This window comes from Paenibacillus sp. NPDC058898, assembly GCF_049316025.1.
In the GTDB taxonomy this organism is placed as follows: Bacteria; Bacillota; Bacilli; order Paenibacillales; family Paenibacillaceae; genus Paenibacillus_AQ.
In genome coordinates this window covers 649,727-667,735 of the sequence record NZ_JBMOSM010000001.1, presented here as the reverse complement: position 1 = coordinate 667,735, position 18,009 = coordinate 649,727, and the positions used below count along the sequence as shown (strand labels likewise).

Here is an 18,009-nt window from a genome sequence, read left to right as displayed (position 1 = left end):
AATGTTTGTGTATTATTCAATAAATCGTCCACGCTCAGGACTGTGGTTGGATTCATGTTAGAAGATAATAAGTTCTTGACTATGACGTTAGGTCATAGTGCATAGTTCTCTATGAATACATAACTAGGAGTGAGAGAAATGAATATAAAATCACTGCGTTCAGATCATATTTATCAAAAAGTTGCCCAAGCTTCATCCGAGGAAAAGCTTGAATTATTCAGAAACGAAATGATGGCTCCCTTTATGAAACAATGGCAAATTCAACAGATTCCTTTTAAAGCTGAAGAGGCGAATGGTTTTGACGTTATTACGTTTAATAGTATGATGCATCGATCCCCTGATCAGATTACCCCTCAGATTTCGGCAGAGATCGAGCTGATTTCGTCCGAATCATTTTGGTTAGAGTGTGAGCATGCTGTGAAGAAAAGCCTGCATCTATTTGTAGAGCATGAAATTAACCTCCCCGTGTCCGATTATTTGTTTACCATTCAACTAGGGAATCCGGAAAACGGTGCCTTAGCAATAAACGAAGGATATAGCGGCTTTGGGGGCATTCCTGGGTTTATCTGGGTTACACTCTTGCCAAATGAGTACACGATTCCTCGAATGAAGGCTGCGCTGGCGCACGAATGCAACCATAATGTGCGATATCAATTTATTCAGTGGGATCACACGGTTAATCTGGGCGAGCTGATTGTAAGTGAAGGATTAGCTGAAAACTATGCTACGTTCATGTTTGGAGAAGAATTGCTCGGCCCTTGGGTAACGAAGACAAATGCAGAAACACTGAACAGGCGCATAAAGCCTGTGCTTAGAGAGCAATTGCAATTAACTGGGTTTGATCAATTTGCTCCGTATCTTTACGGTGACGAGATTGCAAAACTTCAAAACTTTACACCGGTTAACATGCCTTATAGTGCCGGATACGCTTGCGGATATCATTTAATCCAATATTATTTAAGAAAAACAGGAAGAACGATTTTCGAGGCCACAATAACACCTGCTGCTCAAATACTAGACGAGGTAAAAGAATTTTGGAATGAAGAAACCATTATTAGTTATTAATGATTAAGCTTACGGGGAACGGTAGCTTAATCAAAATAAGAAGGCAGCCGATCAATGTGATCAGCTGCCTTCTCGTTTTTTCGGAAAAAATGAACTGCGCACTAAAGCGGATAAGGAGGGGAAGGGACCTTCCATTGAATAATCGAGGCATAGGGACAGAACTTTTCTCTACTTCTCAACACGCCAATCTACCTTTTTCAAGATCAATACGATGGAGATCAGCGAGAAAAGCAAGAGTACAAGCGAGTTCCAGGCAACAGACCCGGACCAACCCGATATCAGCACCTCCCGCATGGCCTCAGCTGCGTAAGTGGTTGGGAAGATATAAGAGAACCATTGCAAGATCACAGGCAATTGATCCATATCCACCATGACAGGCGTCAAAAACGAGATGAACATCATCAACGCCTGGACCAGCATATTCGTCAATTGATGGCTAGGCGACCAGAAGCCGATCAGTACACCCGCGCCAACCACGCTAAAGACGGTGAGCAGCAATACAGGGACAAGTCCCCAGCTGTAGTGGAATTGAATGCCGTAAGCAAGTTGACCAATCATCGCCAGGATAATAAAAGACGGTACGCACATGATCAAGCCGCGCAGCAGATTGGCGAAGATGAAGTTTACCTTGGCAATCGGCAGGGACGAATAGTACGTGAAGTGGCCTTGATGCTTCTGCCAAGATATCTCCTGAGCCATGGAATTGAGGCCCATGACGATTAAGCCGAAGAGCATATTTCCTGTAATAATACGGGTCATGACAGCCGGCGTTGGGTCGACCGTAAAGAATTTGAGAAACAACAGCGTCGTTAAAGGAAACATGCATGCCATGATGAAAATCCAAACCCATGCCTCGCGGATAATCGTGAATTGAATGCGGGCCAGGATCAGCCATTCCGTCATTCTGCGTTGGATTATGCTCTGCTGCTGGTGCCCTTGGAGAAAGACCGCTTCTTGCAGTTGCAAGTCATGACTTTGCATGGATGGTTTCATCTGTTCCATGTTAGACCACCTCCGTTTTGGCAGGCTGATCCTGTTCGTCATCGATATGGAAATAGACATCCTCAAGATTCGGAGGGACCAATGAATACTCTTCGATCGGTAACTGCTGCTCAGTCAAGACGTCAATCGCGTGGCTGGCATCTTGCTTCTCAATCAGTGTCCGGATTCGGTTTTCTCCTGTTTTGGTCCACTGTCCCAGCGCGCTTAAGCTTCGGCAAACATAATCGCTCTCGCCTAAGGAAGTCGTAATTTCCAGCTTCATCCGCTGATCGACCCTTTGTTTTAAGACACTGACATGATCGATGGCCAATAGCTTGCCGTGATTTACAACAGCTACTCTGTCTACGACCTGTTCGGCCTCCAGCACGTTGTGTGTCACCAAGATTACGGTTACTCCTTGGCGATTGCGTTCCTGAATCAGATCCCATACGAGCCTTCTCTTTTTAGGGTCCAGTTCATTGGTCGGTTCATCCAGGATCATGACGGGGGAAAAGCCGATCAAGCAAGTACCAATCCCGATTAAACGCTTCTGTCCGCCAGAAACGTTTTTCAACAGCTTATGACGGAGGCCCTGCATTCCAAAACGTTCCAACAATTCCTCTGTTTGGATTACGGCAGACTCCTTCGTCAACCCCCGCAATCTTCCCGTAAAATACAAAGCTTCCCAGGTTTTTAAACTGGTCAGGGCGTGAGGCTCTTGCGAGTAGTAGGCCACCTCCTGAGCAACTCGCTTGGTTTGGGTTTGTACGCTGGTTCCTTTATAACGTACCGAACCTGAGGTGGGAGCAAGGTGGCCTACCATCTGCTTGATTAGCGTGGATTTTCCTGCTCCATTCGGACCGAGCAAACCGAGAATCTCCCCTTGTTGAACGTCGAAGCTTATGTTTTGATTGGCGATAACCTTTCCTTTTTTGTACGTTTTATTCACATGCTCTAATTGATAGATCAGCCTCATCATTCTTGCCCCTTTCTGCTCGTACTATGGTTTTGCTGCTTCGTGTCTGAACCCCGTGAGAGTATGTATTCTTTGACTGATCAATGCTGTGGTTGAGCTAGTGCCTAAGTATCCTTACCGGTATATGAGCAGGCGTTAATATTAAGATACCGTATTGCTCTGCCAAGGAGTGACGGGCGACAGAATGGTTTTCGTCTCTGTCTCAAGACGGAGAAGGCATGCTGAGCTCCCGATTCCAATATTACAATCACAAGATATATGTAACGCCATTCCGCGAAAAAGCGGGTGATGATAGTGAACGCGGAGTTCATGCTTAGAGCGGAAGAAAACGAAAAGCTGGACAAAATCACGAATTGATTGTGAGCATATGAAGTTAGGGGAGGAAACCCATGAGGAGCCTGTAATGGTTTTTGTTACGCTTACGATAAGATTGGATTCAGAAAATGTAGAACCATGCCAGGCTCAAGAGGATATACCTCGTCCTTGATCATGGTCGGAAAATCATATCGCAAGCGGAGCTGCGCTTCGTTCAGCTCAGAAATAATCTGAAGCGCTTGTGCAACTTGCTCTGCACGCAAGAAAAACGCACCGCATGATCCAAAGTCGATGCCTCGCTCTGTCGTCATTGGAACAACATAGCTAAGAGGGGGCTCACCTTCGACTATATCTCCACAAAGCAAGTAGTGAATCGCCTCCCAGGATCTATCAATATCCAGTCCGGGATAATCCTCTATTTTCAAATTCTCCAATGCAATTTCGCCGATAGCGATTTGCTGCACCAGTTTGTCATCAATAGCAAAGTAATACCCGTACATCCCCATGTTGTCACCCTTCTCCAATTTTAGTAGTGACTCTACTGAACTATCTAAATGTAACACCCGGAAATTGTGTATTTCAAGGAATTTTGGATATAATCGTCAAATGTAAGTGTTTAAAGTAAAGTTTAAGGGTGCTGCCTCTATCTATAATTAGGATAAGGAGGAGGAAATGGTGTGAAATTGAGCACCGATTACTTAAGTAGAAATGTGATACAATCAAAAAAGTTTGGCCTTTCAATATGACAAGAAAAAGGGAGTGGAATAATGAAAAAGGGTTTGCTCATAGCTTCGGTTTTATTACTAAGTCTTGTGTCAGTAGCTTGTAACAACGATAATAGTGTATCGAATGAAGTGGGGATACAGGAAATTAAAGAAAAAGTCCATGCGTATAGTGTTGGTACCTTTGAGGATGTAACTGCATCTATTACATCACATGAACTAATTGTGACTGATAATGGTAAAAAGACTTCTTTTGACCTTCCAGAGAACGAATTTTTTGTTTCGATTGCACCGTTTGTTGAATACACACATGAATGTGCTATCCACAATTTAACAGGGTGCCAAGGCGAATTAGTAGAAAAAAACTTCGATGTGCTTATTCGGGATGAAGAAGGTAATGTGGTGATGGATGAAAACATTACTTCTTTAAAGAATGGTTTTATTGATCTATGGTTACCGCGAGATCGGACATATCAAGTGAAAATTGAGTATGATGGCAAAACAGTAGAATCTGAAATCGCTACTTTTAAAGATGACAATACTTGTATCACAACGATGCAACTAACATAACACACAATAAAGCATTAAAGCCTGATCGTTCGGGCTTTTTTTATTTTATGGGTATAGGTGGAATCAGGAACTTTTTCATAGGGCTCTTAATTTATGGTAGGAATGCTCAAAAAAGTAAAAGAATTTACCCCTCTGTTGAAAGATTATCTCCCTATCACAAGTGAAGGTTTAGCACTACTATAAGGGTAGGTTGTAAGAGATTCGAGAAAAGTTATTGCGCAGCAACACTTTAGTCCATTACCGCTACACCCGGTTACACGGCATGATTTCCTCCCCTGCGCAGTACTGAACTGCCTGTATGATGAGTTGCTGCGATGTAAGTACAAGCCACGTTTTTTTGTTTCTGCTGTCAAGATATTCAATCAACTGGAACCCGCACAAAGTATTAACCTGCCTAATTAGCATGACTCTCTCTCCAATAGCATGAGCATGCCCATCAGCAATATTCCACACAAAAAGCATGAGCTGCCAGTCAACATGATCCCCTCACAATGGCATGAAATAACCCACTCAGCATGATCCCACACATAAGCATGAACTTGCTTATTCCGTACGAAACCGCCACATTGGCACAAATTTGCCGCAGAATTTCTTTTTTGAACGGCTTGATTGCTCCAGATTGTTCTTTTTCGTTAAGACAGAGAAACAATGTAGGTTTGTTTGCACTCTGAATGTTCATTAAAAAAGAATAGTTGGCAAATAACGTTCGTTATAAAGAAGTTAGTAAGTTTTATTTTTCCAAAGACTACTCCACAAGGAGAGTGTATTCATGTTTAGAGAGATGCATAAGTCCAAAATTCACCGTGCTGTCGTGACGGAGGCCAATTTGAATTACGTGGGAAGCATAACCATCGATCAGGATATTTTGGATGCATCGGACATCCTGGAGAACGAAAAAGTGCAAGTTGTCAATATAAATAACGGAGCCAGGCTGGAGACGTATGTCATAACAGGCCCCAGAGGCTCGGGTATGGTTTGCTTGAACGGCGCCGCTGCCAGACTGGTGCAGCCGGGCGACCGCGTCATTATTATTTCTTATGCAATGATGGAGGAATCGGTAGCCCGGACGTATCGTCCGCATGTCGTCATTTTGGACGAGCATAACCGCATCGTAACGGAGGATTATCAAGAACTGCATTCCACAACGGTGTAATAAAAGACAGAACGGAGGGCTGCCGACTATGAGAACCATCCGTAATTTGTCCGGCGTATTGCTGGCGCGCAAGGAAAACGATGCGGGAATTTTATTTTGCGAAAGCGGTCAGGAGCGTTACTTGTCGTATGGCCAATTACTTGTATTGGCCGGAAGGGCGCTCCATCTGCTGCGCGAGCAGGGCCTTGAGCCAGGCGACTTTGCCGTTATGCAGACGGAAGATAACGAACGGTTTATCCTTCTATTCTGGGCTTGCGTGCTCGGCGGCATTATCCCTGTACCTGTGACGGCGGCGCGTACGGACGAAGGACACAAAAAGCTGATCCAGGTATGCAAGCAGTTGGAAGCTCCAAGATTGCTCTGTGATGAAGAGCTTTGGCCGGGAATTCAAGGCTACGCTTTGAAGCACGGGGAGGCGGAGGCGCTGGCCCAGCTCGAGTCCGGCAGCGTGCCGGTTGCTGAGATATTTGCAGCGGCTGCGGATGCAGTTCGGCCCGAGGCTGAGTCATATGACGCTGCCGAGACGGACACCGCATTCATCCAGTTTACATCAGGTTCTACCGGAGATCCGAAGGGGGTCGTATTAACGCACGGCAATATTCTGTCGAACATGCGCGCCATTATCCTTGGGGCGCAGTCGACGGAGAGGGATTCTTCGCTAAGCTGGCTGCCATTAACGCATGATATGGGGCTCATCGGCTTTCATCTTTCGCCGCTGTTTTGCGGCATGAATCAGTTGCACTTGCCAACCTCGACGTTTGTGCTTCATCCGATGAAATGGCTGGAACTTACGCATAAGCATCGGGTGACATGCCTCTCTTCGCCGAATTTCGGCTATGTACATTTTCTGCAGCATTGGAAGCCGGAAGGGGCGGCGGCATGGGATTTATCTTGCGTCAGGTTGATTTTTAACGGGGCCGAACCGATATCGGCCGCCCATTGCCGCGATTTTCTGGAGGCGATGAAGCCGTACGGGTTAAAGGGGAATTGCATTTTCCCGGTATACGGGCTTGCGGAAGCGAGTCTGGCCGTAACGTTCCCGGGGACGGAAGATCACCTGAATACTGCCCTGCTTGAGCGCCAATCGCTCGCTGTCGGACAGCCTGTACGAATGGCCGCACACGGGGATCATGCCGCGATCGAGATCGTCGAGCTGGGTTTCCCCGTACAAGAGTGCGAGGTGCGCATTTGTGACGAAACGGGAAACCCTTCGGCAGCAGGCAGCGTAGGCTTGATTCATATTAGAGGGCGCAACGTTACAAGCGGCTACTATAAGCGGCCCGATGTAAACAAGCAAACGATTTTCCCGGACGGTTGGCTGAATACGGGAGATTTGGGTTTCTTGCTGGAAGGGCGTTTATATGTGACGGGCCGCATGAAGGACGTCATTTTCGTCAACGGGCAAAATGTGTATCCGCATGACCTGGAGACGTTGATCAGTAGCCTGAAAGGGGCCGAAATCGGGAAAACGGCAATTGCCGCCGTTCAGGATCTAACGACCAAACGGGATGCGATCGCCGTTTTTATTCAACATCGCGGCAAGACCGGCGGATTTGTACCGCTGATGGCTGAGGTGAAAAAACTGCTGAACAGATCGGCCGGTCTGGACGTTGCTTTTGTTGTCCCCATTCGGCGAATTCCGAAAACGACCTCCGGCAAAATCAGGCGCTACGTATTAGCGGAAGCGCTGCGCGAAGGCGAGTTTGCCGAAACGCTTGCCGAGTTGGCTGAGCTGGAAGCGGCGGCCACGCTTAAGCGGTGTGATGCGGAAGGCGACGATGCCTTGCGCGGGGATGTCGGCTTGGTGCCAGCCATGGAGACGGAAGAGCGGATCATGTCCATCTGGCGCGAGGTGTTGAAAAAGGATTCCATAGGCCGGAAGGACCGCTTTCTCGAGCAAGGAGGCAATTCGCTCAAGGCGGCTTATGCCGCCGCCAGGCTGCAAGAGATGTTTGGCGTCGAGCTTACCCTTACCGAGCTGTTTTTGCATGATACGGTGGGTTCGCTGGCCGCTTTGCTGGAGCAAAAGGCCCAGGAGGGCGAAGGAACAGCCGCCGCCGTCCCTCCGCTGGTGTCCAAAGCAGAGGAGCGGACGGTTTATCCGGCGACCTCGGCGCAAAAGCGACTGTTCATTTTGGAAGAGCTGAATCCGGGGCTGCTGGGCTACAATCTGCCGTTTGCGGTCCAGGTGAAGGGCCCGCTCGATATTGAACGATTCCGCGCGGCGTGGCAGGCGCTGATAGAGCGGCATCCGGCGCTGCGGACGTCCTTTTATATGGAAGATGGCAATGTGATGCAGCGCATTGAGCAGGCGGTTGAGCCTCCGCTTGCCGTCGTTGACGGAAGCAGCTGGCCGGCGTCTGTGCTGACGATGCGGCAGCGCAGCTTCCTGCAGCCGTTTGATCTGGAGCAAGCGCCGCTGCTGCGGATGGAGCTTGTGCGCCTGGAGCGCGAATCCAGCGTGCTGCTGCTGGATATGCATCATATCATTACGGACGGAACGTCGATGGGCATTTTGATGTCCGATCTTACGAGGTTTTATGAGGGGAACGCGCCGGAGCCATTGTCCATTCATGGCGGGGATATAGCGCTGTGGGAGGAAACGGGCCGAAGCGGCGGCTGGCTAGAGCGTCAGAAGCTTTATTGGCATGAAATCTTTCGGGATGGTGTGCTGTCTCCGGCGCTTCCGTCCCCCCGTCCAAGGCCGCAGAAGCCAAGCTACCGCGGGGCAATTGAGCGCTTCGAGCTGGAGCCAGGGCTTGCCTTATCGCTGCGGGCGTTAGCTAGACGCGAGGGCGTAACATTATACACCGTCCTGCTTTCGATTTATTATGTGCTGCTGGCGAAATATACGGGCGAATCCGACATTGTTGTCGGTACAGCAGCCGCAAGACGGGTGCGGCCGGAGATGCAAAGCGTAGTCGGGATGTTCGTCAACATGGTTCCGATCCGCCTGCGCGGGCAAAGCGGTTTGCGCTTCGATCAATGGCTGATGCAGGTCAATGGGGAGGCGCTTGCGGCTATCGGCAATGGGGATGTGCCTTATGAAGAAATAGCCGAGTTGGCGAATGTGAAACGGGAATATGGGCGGAATCCGCTGTTCGATTCGGTGTTTACGCTGCAAAATATGGAGCTGCCCGAATGGAGGGGCAAGAATGTCGTTTATGCACCCCAAGCGATGGACAGCGGCTCGGCCAAGTTTGACCTGACTTGGGAGTGCGCGGATAACGGCGTTAGTATCGCATTTACGCTGGAGTATGCGCTGGATTTGTACGATGAGCGGGCCGCCGCGCAATTGGCCCGGCATTATGTAGCACTGGCCCGGGCAGTCGCCGCGCAGCCGCATGCGGCGCTTGGTGAGCTTGATCCCATTGATGCAGGGGAGCGGGAACGGCTGCTCCGGCGTGGACGTTCATTCGCCGCACCGCCGCAGGAGCTGTCGCTGCACAGGCTGTTTGAACGGCAAGCGGTGGAGACACCGCAGAAGATTGCCGTTGAAATGGGCGAGAGGGCGTATACCTACGGCGAGCTGAACGAACGTGCCAATCGGTTCGCGCGCGCGCTTGTACGGCGCGGCGTTGCGCCGGGGGCAAAGGTGGCTCTGCTGCTCTTGCGTTCGCCCGATATGATTACGGCGATATTGGCTGTGCTGAAAGCGGGAGCCGTCTATGTGCCGATTGACCCGCAATATCCCGAAGAACGGATTTTGTTTATGCTGCAGGATACAGAAGCGCGGATGATCGTGACTGCGGCTGCGATGATGGAGATGGTCGCACAGCTTGCCGGAGACAGCATAGATGTCGTCGAGATGGATGGACTCGATACCAGATGGGACGGCGAGTCCGGCCATAATCTGGACTTCGATGGCTCGGCAGACGATCTCGCTTATATCATGTACACGTCCGGATCGACGGGCAAGCCGAAAGGGATTATGACCGCACATCGCAATGTGTCCCGGATTGCTGTCCATACCGATTATGTAAGCATTTCGGAAAACGATGCGCTGTTGCAGCTTTCCAACTATGCCTTTGACGGTTCAACGTTCGATTTGTACGGAGCGCTGTTGAACGGCGCGAAGCTGACGCTGGTCGGAGAGGAAGAGGTTGCTGACGTTGTGCGACTGACCGAGCTGATTGAGGGCAGAGGCATTACCGTATTCTTTGTGACGACGGCGCTGTTCAATACGCTGGTCGATCATGGGCTGGAGTCGCTGCGCGGCGTGCGCCATATTTTATTTGGCGGAGAGCGGGCTTCCGTACCGCATATCCGCAAAGCGCTCCGCGCGCTTGGATCGGGCGTGCTGCTGCATGTCTACGGCCCTACGGAAACGACGGTGTTCGCTACCTGCTACAGGGTCACAGAGACATGGGACGGACGAGGAACGGCCACCGTGCCGATCGGCACGCCGATTGCACGTTCGGAAACGCTAGTGCTGAGTAAGCAGGGTCGATTGCAGCCGGACTTTGTGCCAGGCGAGCTGTGGATTGCGGGTGACGGTGTCGCATCTGGCTATGTGAATCTGCCAGAGCAGACCGCTTCGAAGTTCCAGCCGCATCCATTCCGGGAAGGCGAAACCGTATACGGAACCGGCGACCTGGTGCGCCGCCTGCCTGACGGAAATTTGGAGTTTCTGGACCGGATCGACAGTCAGGTCAAGCTGCGGGGTTACCGGATTGAATTGGGCGAAATCGAATGCAGGCTGCTGGATTGCGCGGGCGTTAAGGAAGCGTTTGTGGCGCTGATCGAGAATGACGGTGCGCCGTATTTATGCGCTTATATCGTGGCAGAGCAAACCGAAGGGCAGGCAAGCGTTCGGAGCCAACTGACAGGCAAGCTGCCGGCATTTATGATTCCAGCCGCGTTTGTGCAGTTGGAGAAGCTGCCGCTGAACGGGAGCGGCAAGGTGGACAAAAAACGTCTACCTGCGCCGGAGCGAGCAGCGGTCGCAGCGGCGTACGCAGTCCCATATGAAGCGCCCGCCACCGATACGGAGATCATTGTCGCAGGTTTGTGGCAAGAAGTGCTTCATGTGGGGCAGGTTGGCGCGCTTGACCACTTCTTTGAACATGGCGGCCATTCCCTGAAGGCGGCCGCATTGACCTCGGCAATCTACAAGCATTGCCGGGTGCGCATGTCGCTCCAGGAAATTTTCAAGCTGCCGACGGTCAGAGAGCAGGCGGCTTGGATCGACAGGGCTGCTAAGGAAGCGTACGAACCTATTTCAGAAGCGCCAAAAGCCGCTGCCTATCCGCTCAGCCCGCCGCAGCGCCGCATGTTTTTGGCGGAAAGCATGGCTGATATCGGACTAACCTATCATATTCCACTTGCTCTTAAACTGTCGGGTGTGGTGGATGAGACCAGAATCGCGTCAGCGCTTCGGAAGTTGATCGAACGGCATGAGCCGCTGCGGACCTCCTATCATTGGATTGACGGCGTTCCGGCCCAGATTGTGCACGATTCGGCCGATTTTGTTCTTCAAACGGCGGAGCTCACGGGGACGCTGCTGCCGGAATGCTTGAGCGAGTTTTTCCGGCCGCTCGAGCTTGCCGCAGCGCCGCTGCTCGCCGCATGTTATTGCCGGCCTGAATCGGAAGGAGCGGAGGCCTATCTGCTGCTCAACATCCACCATATCGCGGCGGACGGCATAGCCGTCAAGCTGCTGCTGGAGGAATTGACCGCTTTGATCGACGGCGCGGAACTTGCGCCTTTGGCTCTGCATTACAAGGATTATGCCGTTTGGCAGGAGCGACCGTCCGGCTCGGAGCGGGCCAGGGCAAGCCGAGCGTTTTGGACGGAGCAGCTTGCAGGGCCGCCGGCGCCGCTCGATATGCCGCTGGATCGGCCGCGCGGCGACCGTCAGACATTTGCGGGCGATACGTATACCTTTCATATTTCGGCGGTGCTCGCCGCACGACTGAAAGAGACGGCCGCAAGCGCCGGAGCGAGCATGAACAGCCTTCTTTTTGCGGCTTACGCGCTGTTGCTCAAGGGAACGACGCATCAGTCGGAATTTGCAATTGGTTCTTTAGCGGCAGGCCGGACGCACCCGGACACGGCCCGGATGATCGGCATGTTCAACCAGTTTTTGCCGATTCGGATGCGGGTGGCGGACGAGCTGCCAATCTTGGCGTTTGTCGGCGAGACCCATGGGCGTTTGCTTGCCGCATACGAGCATGGCGATGTCAGCTTCGAGCACATGATGGAAGTGGCCCAGTATCCTGACCCGTCGCGCAACCCGCTGTTCGATACGATGCTGATCGTTCACAACCAGTTTGAAGACGAGAAGCTGGCGGCGCGCGGCGACGGCTGGAGCATGGAGCCTTTGCCCGTCAGCCACGGAACATCCAAGCTGGACTTTAAGCTCGATCTGTACAGCGATGGCGAAGGCGGTCTGCGGGCGGAGCTGGAGTATAATACGGGATTGTTCCATAAGGGAACGATGGAGTGGTTGGCGGCACGGCTGCTTTACATTTTGGAGCAAACGGCCGCCAGCCCCGACCTGATCTGTGGCGACGTCGCAATGGCGACACCTGCCGAAGAAGCCGCCTTTGCGGCATGGAATGATACGGGACATCCGTACCCGGCGGAGAAGACGATTCACGGATGGTTCGCGGAGTCCGCACGGCGGTGGCCGGGTCGAACGGCGGTGCGGTCTGCCGAAGGATCGCTGACGTACGGGGAGCTGAACGACCGCGCCGAACGCATGGCTGCCGTGCTAAGAAGCAAGGGGGTGGCAGTCGAAACGATTGTGCCGATTGCCGCTCAGCGCTCGTTGTCCATGATGATTACGATCATAGCGGTGCTCAAGGCGGGAGGGGCCTATTTGCCGATCGACCCGGAGCATCCGCCTGAGCGGATCCGCATCATTCTGGAGGATAGCGGGGCCAGGCTGCTTCTGGCGGGGGCCAAGTGGATTCATACGCTCCCGGCCTTCCAGGGAGAAACGCTCGATCTGGACACGCTTGCGGCTGCTGCCGCATCGGAGCTGCCGAAGGGCGAAGAAGAAACGGACCTGCCGCCTCAAGCGGGCCCCGAGCATTTGGCGTATGTCATTTATACGTCAGGCTCCACCGGCAAACCCAAAGGCGTTATGGTGGAGCACCGCGCGGTGATCAACCGGCTGAACTGGATGCAGACGACTTATCCACTGAATGAGCGTGACATTATTTTGCAAAAAACGCCGATCACGTTCGACGTTTCCGTATGGGAGCTGTTCTGGTGGAGCATTGCCGGCGCTTCGCTTTATTTGCTGGAGCCCGGTGGGGAGAAGGAGCCGCCCTCCATGCTGCGCGCGATTGAGGAGCAGGCGATTACGGTTATGCATTTTGTGCCGTCCATGCTGGGTGTCTTTTTGCCCTATGCGGCGGACAGCGGCAGAGGCGGCGAGCTTTGTTCCCTGCGATATGTATTTGCGAGCGGAGAAGCGCTCAAGCCCGCGCATGTCGCAGGTTTTTACACCCTGATGGAGCGCGGCGGCTGCCAATGCCGGCTCATTAATCTGTACGGCCCGACGGAAGCGACGGTCGATGTCAGCTATTACGATTGCCCGGACACTGGGGCGGGTGCGGTTCCGATCGGCAAGCCAATCCATAACATCCGGCTCTACATTGTGGACGAGCGGATGAGACCGCAGCCGATCGGCGTGTCCGGCGAGCTGTGCATCGCGGGTGCCGGTCTTGCGCGCGGATATCGCAACAGGCCGGATTTGACGGAGCAAAGCTTTGTTCCGAATCCGTTTGCCGCAGGAGAGAAGCTGTACCGTACTGGCGATCGCGCAAGGTGGCTACCGGACGGTAATATTGAATATTTGGGACGCTTTGACCATCAGGTCAAGCTGCGCGGTCTCCGCATCGAATGCGGCGAGATCGAGCACGCACTGCTCTTACAGGCGGAAGTTCGCGATGCTGTGGTGACGGCGGTGACGGACCATGCGGGAGAGCGAGCTCTTTGCGCATATCTAGTGACAGCGGAAGGGGAGGCGCCGGAGGAAGCGAGCCTTCGGGCGGCACTTAAGGAACTGCTGCCGGAGTATATGATTCCTTCGTATTTTATTGCAATGGAAGCGTTTCCGCTGAGTCCGAGCGGCAAAACCGACCGCAGTCGCCTGCCGCAGCCCCGGTTCGCTGAGTCGGCGGCTTGCGGCGAGGCACCGGGTACACTGACGGAAGAGCGGCTGGCCGAGCTTTGGCGGGAGGTGCTCGGTCTGGCCGCAAGCGGGTCGGACAACCCGGTGGCGATCGGGAGAGAAGCCCATTTCTTTCAATTGGGTGGCCATTCCTTGCGCGCCGCGCAGCTTGCGGGCTTGATCGAGCAGCATTATGGAGCGGCGTTTGCGATGAAGGATGTGTTCGACGCTCCCCTGCTGAAAGAAATGGCGGCCCGCATCGACAACGCGGCTCCTAAGCGGGCCGCGGTTATTGCCCGGGCGGAAAGCCGATCGTTCTACCCGTTGTCGCTCGCGCAGAACAGGCTGTTTGTGCTGCAGCAGCTTTATCAGGGCAGCACGGCCTACAATCTTCCGCTTGCTCTGAACCTGACGGGCAAGCTTGATCAGGACAGGCTTCGCGAGGCGATTCAAGGGCTCATTGACCGCCATGAACCGCTGCGCACCAGCTTTGACTGGGCAGACGGAAAGCCGGTGCAGCATGTCCATGAGCGGGTTTCGTTTGAACTCACCGTCCATGCCTTGATGGATGCGGCGGACTTGAATACATTTGCGCGCGCGGTCGTCCGCCCGTTCGATTTGCGAAAGGCTCCGTTAATTCGGGCGTTTCTCGCGACAGACGGCGAAAGTCGGCATACGCTGCTACTGGACATTCACCACATCGTCGCCGACGGCGTGTCCATGAATGTGATGGCGCGCGATTTCGAGCAACTGTATCGCGGGGGCTCCTTGCAGCCGCTGCCCATTCACTATAAGGATGCCGCCGTTTGGCAGCAGGAGTGGATGGCTTCGGAGGCGAGAAAGCAGCAAGAGCAATTTTGGGCGTTCCGGCTAGCGGGTACGCTTCCTGTGCTGCAACTGCCGACTGATTATCCGCGTCCGCCCGAACAAAGTTTCGAAGGCGCCAAGCTTGCGCTGCCGATTCTGGCGGAGTTTGCCGAGAGGATCGGAACGGCGGCGGAGCAATGGAGCGTTACGCCATTCCATATATGGCTTACCGCCTACCATACGTTATTGCATCTGATGACGGGGCAAGACGATCTTATTGTCGGCACGCCGATCGCAGGCCGCTTCCATCCCGCAACAGAGTCTCTGGTCGGCATGTTTGTCAATACGCTGCCGATTCGAAGCCAGCCATCCGGCGAACTGCCGTTCAGAGCGTTCGCCGAGCAGCTCAAAGAAATTGTTCTTGCGGCGCTGGACAACAGCTTGCTCCCGTTTGAGCATATGGTGACGATGCTGGATGTGCCGCGTGACCTGAGCCGCAATCCGCTGTTTGATACGATATTTGTGATGCAGCATATGGAGGCCGGACAGACGGCGGCGGACGCCTTGCAATTTGAGGTGCAAGTTCCGGACATTCGCGTATCGAAGGTGGACTTGACGTTTGAGATTGCGGATCATGGCGCAAAAGGCGCAGCTTTGACAATCGAATATAGGGCGGCGCTGTTTAAGGAAGACAGCATACGCAGAATGGCGGAATGGTATTTCCGTATTGTCGGCCTTGCACTGGCGGAGCCGGGGCGACCGCTCGGAGGGATCGGGCTGCAGGGCGCCGCAGAGGCAGAGAAGCAGAGCAAAGCGTTCAATCGCACGGCAGCGCCGTATGCAAACGGCGATACGGTAGAGGTTTACCTCGAAAGGCAAGCGGCGGAAACGCCACAGGCTGTTGCGGTTGCGGCGGAGAACGGAGCATTGACGTATGCGGAATTAAACCGGAGGTCGAACCAGATGGCGCAGACGCTCAGAAAGCAAGGCGTCAAGCGCGAGGAGCGCGTGGCTGTCGTGATGGATCGCAGTCTGGAGATGATGATTTCAATCTTTGGCGTGCTGAAGGCGGGCGGAGCTTATGTGCCTGTTACGCCGAGCTTGCCGCCCGATCGAATCCGCTACATGCTGGATAATTCCGGAGCCAAGCTTGTCTTGACGAAGGGCAAAGCCCCAGAAGGGCTGGAGACGTCTCTGCCATTTACGGACGTTCATGAGGTGATGACGCAGGAGCGGGACGACTTCCCTGTGGAGAAGCTGCATGATTCACGTTCGCTTGCTTATGTGCTGTATACTTCGGGATCGACCGGACAGCCGAAAGGCGTCATGATCGAGCATCATTCCGTCGTCAACCGGATCGGCTGGATGCAGAAGCAATACGGACTGGACGCAAGCGGAGTCGTTATGCAGAAAACGCCGATTACTTTTGATGTATCGGTCTGGGAGCTGTTCTGGTGGAGCTTTGCGGGAGCCAAGCTGGTCCTGCTGCCTCCGGGCGGCGAAAAGGACCCCGCGCTTATGATGGATACGATCGCGCGGCATGGCGTAACGACGATGCATTTTGTGCCGTCCATGCTGCACCTGTTCTTGGAGCATCCCGGCTTGCTGCGCGGCGATGCCAGGCTGGAGAGCCTGCGTCACGTGTTCGCCAGCGGCGAAGCGCTGACTGCGGATCAGGTGCGGAGGTTCCGCGAGCGAATCGGAGTTCCGTTCAATGCCAGGCTTGTGAACTTGTACGGCCCGACCGAAGCGACGGTTGACGTTTCCTATTACGATTGCTCTGACGGCGATATTTCGATCAATGATATTTCGATCAATGTACCGATTGGCAAGCCGATCGACAACATCTCGCTTTATATCGTGAGCGAATCGATGAAGCTCCAGCCTGTCGGCATTGCCGGGGAACTGTGCATATCTGGTGCGGGTCTGGCGCGGGGTTATATCGGCCGGCCCGATTTGACGGAAGAAAAGTTCGTCGATAATCCGTTTACGGAGGGCAGTCTGATGTATCGGACAGGAGACCTTGCCAGATGGCTGCCTGACGGAACGATCGAATATTTGGGCCGAATCGACCATCAGGTAAAAATAAGGGGCCAGCGCATTGAATGTGGGGAAATCGAGCATGTGATGCTCGGTCATCCGGCGGTCTCGGAAGCGGTGGTTATGAAGCGGGACGCCACAAGCGGAAGCGAATATTTATGCGCGTACATCGTTGGCTCCGAACCTGTGGACCATCAGGAACTGCGGGATTTTGCAGCGCTGCGCTTGCCGGATTATATGGTTCCGCAGGCCGTGGTGGAACTGCTAGCCATGCCCCTGTCTCCAAACGGCAAAATCGACCGGAAGGCGCTGCCGGAGCCGGAGCTGGCCGCGGGTAGCGCCACTCCGTTTGTCGAAGCGGCAAGCGATATTGAACTGGCGATTGCCACCGTATGGCATGAAATTCTGCAAAGGGACGACTTCGGCATCCATCATCGTTTCTTCGATGTTGGGGGAGAATCGCTGCTGCTGGTGCGGGCTCATCAACGGCTGGAGGAGTTGTATCCCGGCGCTCTGGGCGTAACGGATTTGTTCACCTACCCGACGATCGCATCGCTTGCGGCTTATCTGGAGTCGAGAAATCGGGAGCTCGCCAGTTGGAGCTGGAGCGGTCTGTTGGTGGCAGATGACTGCGTCTGCAATGGTTATGCCGCGGAGCGTATCGGCAGCGTTCAGTTCCAACTGGACACGATGGTATCGGAAGGACTTACGGAACTTGCGGCATCCCGCTCGGTAACGGTCGAAGCCGCGGCGTATGCCGTATATCTATACTTCTGGCGCGGCAAGTCCGGCATGGGCCGGCTTGTGCTTCCGGCAATGACGGACAACGGGCTGATTGCTCCGAAGGAAATCGACTTTGGGGAGGTGCGCGATTTCGATACGCTGCTGCGGCATGCTGCCAAACGGGTGAACGCGGGAGAATGTTATACCCCGCGACAAATCAGAAAGCAGCCGCAAGCCGAAGCCGGATTTGCCTTATTTCCGTTATTTGCAGGAGCAGCGTTGCACGGGTTCAAGGAGCGGGAGGCGCTATTGGAACGATTCGATGTTGTGCTGTATATGAGTGGTGCTGCCGCCGCACCACGAGGGGCGGAAGTGCCAGAGCTTGGCGGGGTATGGACATACGACGCCCGGCGCCTCAGCAAGGAAGTGGTGCTGGATTGGGCTTCCGCTTATCTGGAGCTGCTGTCAAGCGTGGTCGAGCAATATCGCGTCGCAATAGGAAGCGCCGAATCGGGGACGTAGCATGGGTCAA

The 18,009-nt window shown here is 53.6% G+C and carries 7 protein-coding genes; 4 read left to right on the top strand and 3 right to left on the bottom strand.

Annotated features, from left to right (window positions below):
• Window positions 1–138 precede the first annotated feature (138 nt).
• Entirely contained in the window at window positions 139–1,065 is a 927-nt protein-coding gene (locus tag ACOZB4_RS02775) for a DUF2268 domain-containing protein (protein ID WP_379406135.1), read from the top strand.
• Between the two features lie 168 nt (window positions 1,066–1,233).
• On the opposite strand, the gene ACOZB4_RS02770 is transcribed toward ACOZB4_RS02775, so the two are convergent.
• The 3 genes from ACOZB4_RS02770 to ACOZB4_RS02760 all read right to left on the bottom strand — a co-directional run bounded on the left by ACOZB4_RS02770 (window position 1,234) and on the right by ACOZB4_RS02760 (window position 3,843).
• A complete protein-coding gene (locus ACOZB4_RS02770; protein ID WP_379406136.1) occupies window positions 1,234–2,067 on the bottom strand; it encodes an ABC transporter permease in 834 nt (277 codons plus the stop codon).
• Window position 2,068: 1 nt separating this feature from the next.
• Window positions 2,069–3,025: an ABC transporter ATP-binding protein gene (locus tag ACOZB4_RS02765; RefSeq protein ID WP_379406137.1), complete on the bottom strand. Its 957-nt coding sequence runs from the start codon at window positions 3,023–3,025 to the stop codon at window positions 2,069–2,071.
• A gap of 416 nt (window positions 3,026–3,441) precedes the next feature.
• Window positions 3,442–3,843 (bottom strand): DUF1877 family protein, encoded by a 402-nt coding sequence (locus tag ACOZB4_RS02760; RefSeq protein WP_379406138.1) that lies wholly within the window; start codon window positions 3,841–3,843, stop codon window positions 3,442–3,444.
• A gap of 261 nt (window positions 3,844–4,104) precedes the next feature.
• Here ACOZB4_RS02760 and ACOZB4_RS02755 point away from each other — a divergent pair, with 261 nt between their 5' ends.
• The 3 genes from ACOZB4_RS02755 (at window position 4,105) to ACOZB4_RS02745 (ending at window position 17,999) form a co-directional block, all read left to right on the top strand.
• Window positions 4,105–4,629, top strand: coding sequence for a CueP family metal-binding protein (locus ACOZB4_RS02755; RefSeq protein ID WP_379406139.1), 525 nt, complete (start codon window positions 4,105–4,107; stop codon window positions 4,627–4,629).
• A 769-nt stretch (window positions 4,630–5,398) separates the two neighbouring features.
• Window positions 5,399–5,782, top strand: coding sequence for an aspartate 1-decarboxylase (gene panD, locus ACOZB4_RS02750; protein WP_339264943.1), 384 nt, complete (start codon window positions 5,399–5,401; stop codon window positions 5,780–5,782).
• Window positions 5,783–5,810: 28 nt separating this feature from the next.
• Entirely contained in the window at window positions 5,811–17,999 is a 12,189-nt protein-coding gene (locus tag ACOZB4_RS02745; RefSeq protein WP_379406140.1) for an amino acid adenylation domain-containing protein, read from the top strand.
• The last annotated feature ends 10 nt before the right edge of the window (window positions 18,000–18,009 follow it).

What these genes read in the sequence shown, in the direction of transcription:
- ACOZB4_RS02775 (WP_379406135.1), top strand. Translation starts at nt 139, where the DNA reads ATGAATATAAAATCACTGCGTTCAGATCATATTTATCAAAAAGTTGCC.
- ACOZB4_RS02770 (WP_379406136.1), bottom strand. Translation starts at nt 2,067, where the DNA reads ATGGAACAGATGAAACCATCCATGCAAAGTCATGACTTGCAACTGCAA.
- ACOZB4_RS02765 (WP_379406137.1), bottom strand. Translation starts at nt 3,025, where the DNA reads ATGATGAGGCTGATCTATCAATTAGAGCATGTGAATAAAACGTACAAA.
- ACOZB4_RS02760 (WP_379406138.1), bottom strand. Translation starts at nt 3,843, where the DNA reads ATGGGGATGTACGGGTATTACTTTGCTATTGATGACAAACTGGTGCAG.
- ACOZB4_RS02755 (WP_379406139.1), top strand. Translation starts at nt 4,105, where the DNA reads ATGAAAAAGGGTTTGCTCATAGCTTCGGTTTTATTACTAAGTCTTGTG.
- panD (WP_339264943.1), top strand. Translation starts at nt 5,399, where the DNA reads ATGTTTAGAGAGATGCATAAGTCCAAAATTCACCGTGCTGTCGTGACG.
- ACOZB4_RS02745 (WP_379406140.1), top strand. Translation starts at nt 5,811, where the DNA reads ATGAGAACCATCCGTAATTTGTCCGGCGTATTGCTGGCGCGCAAGGAA.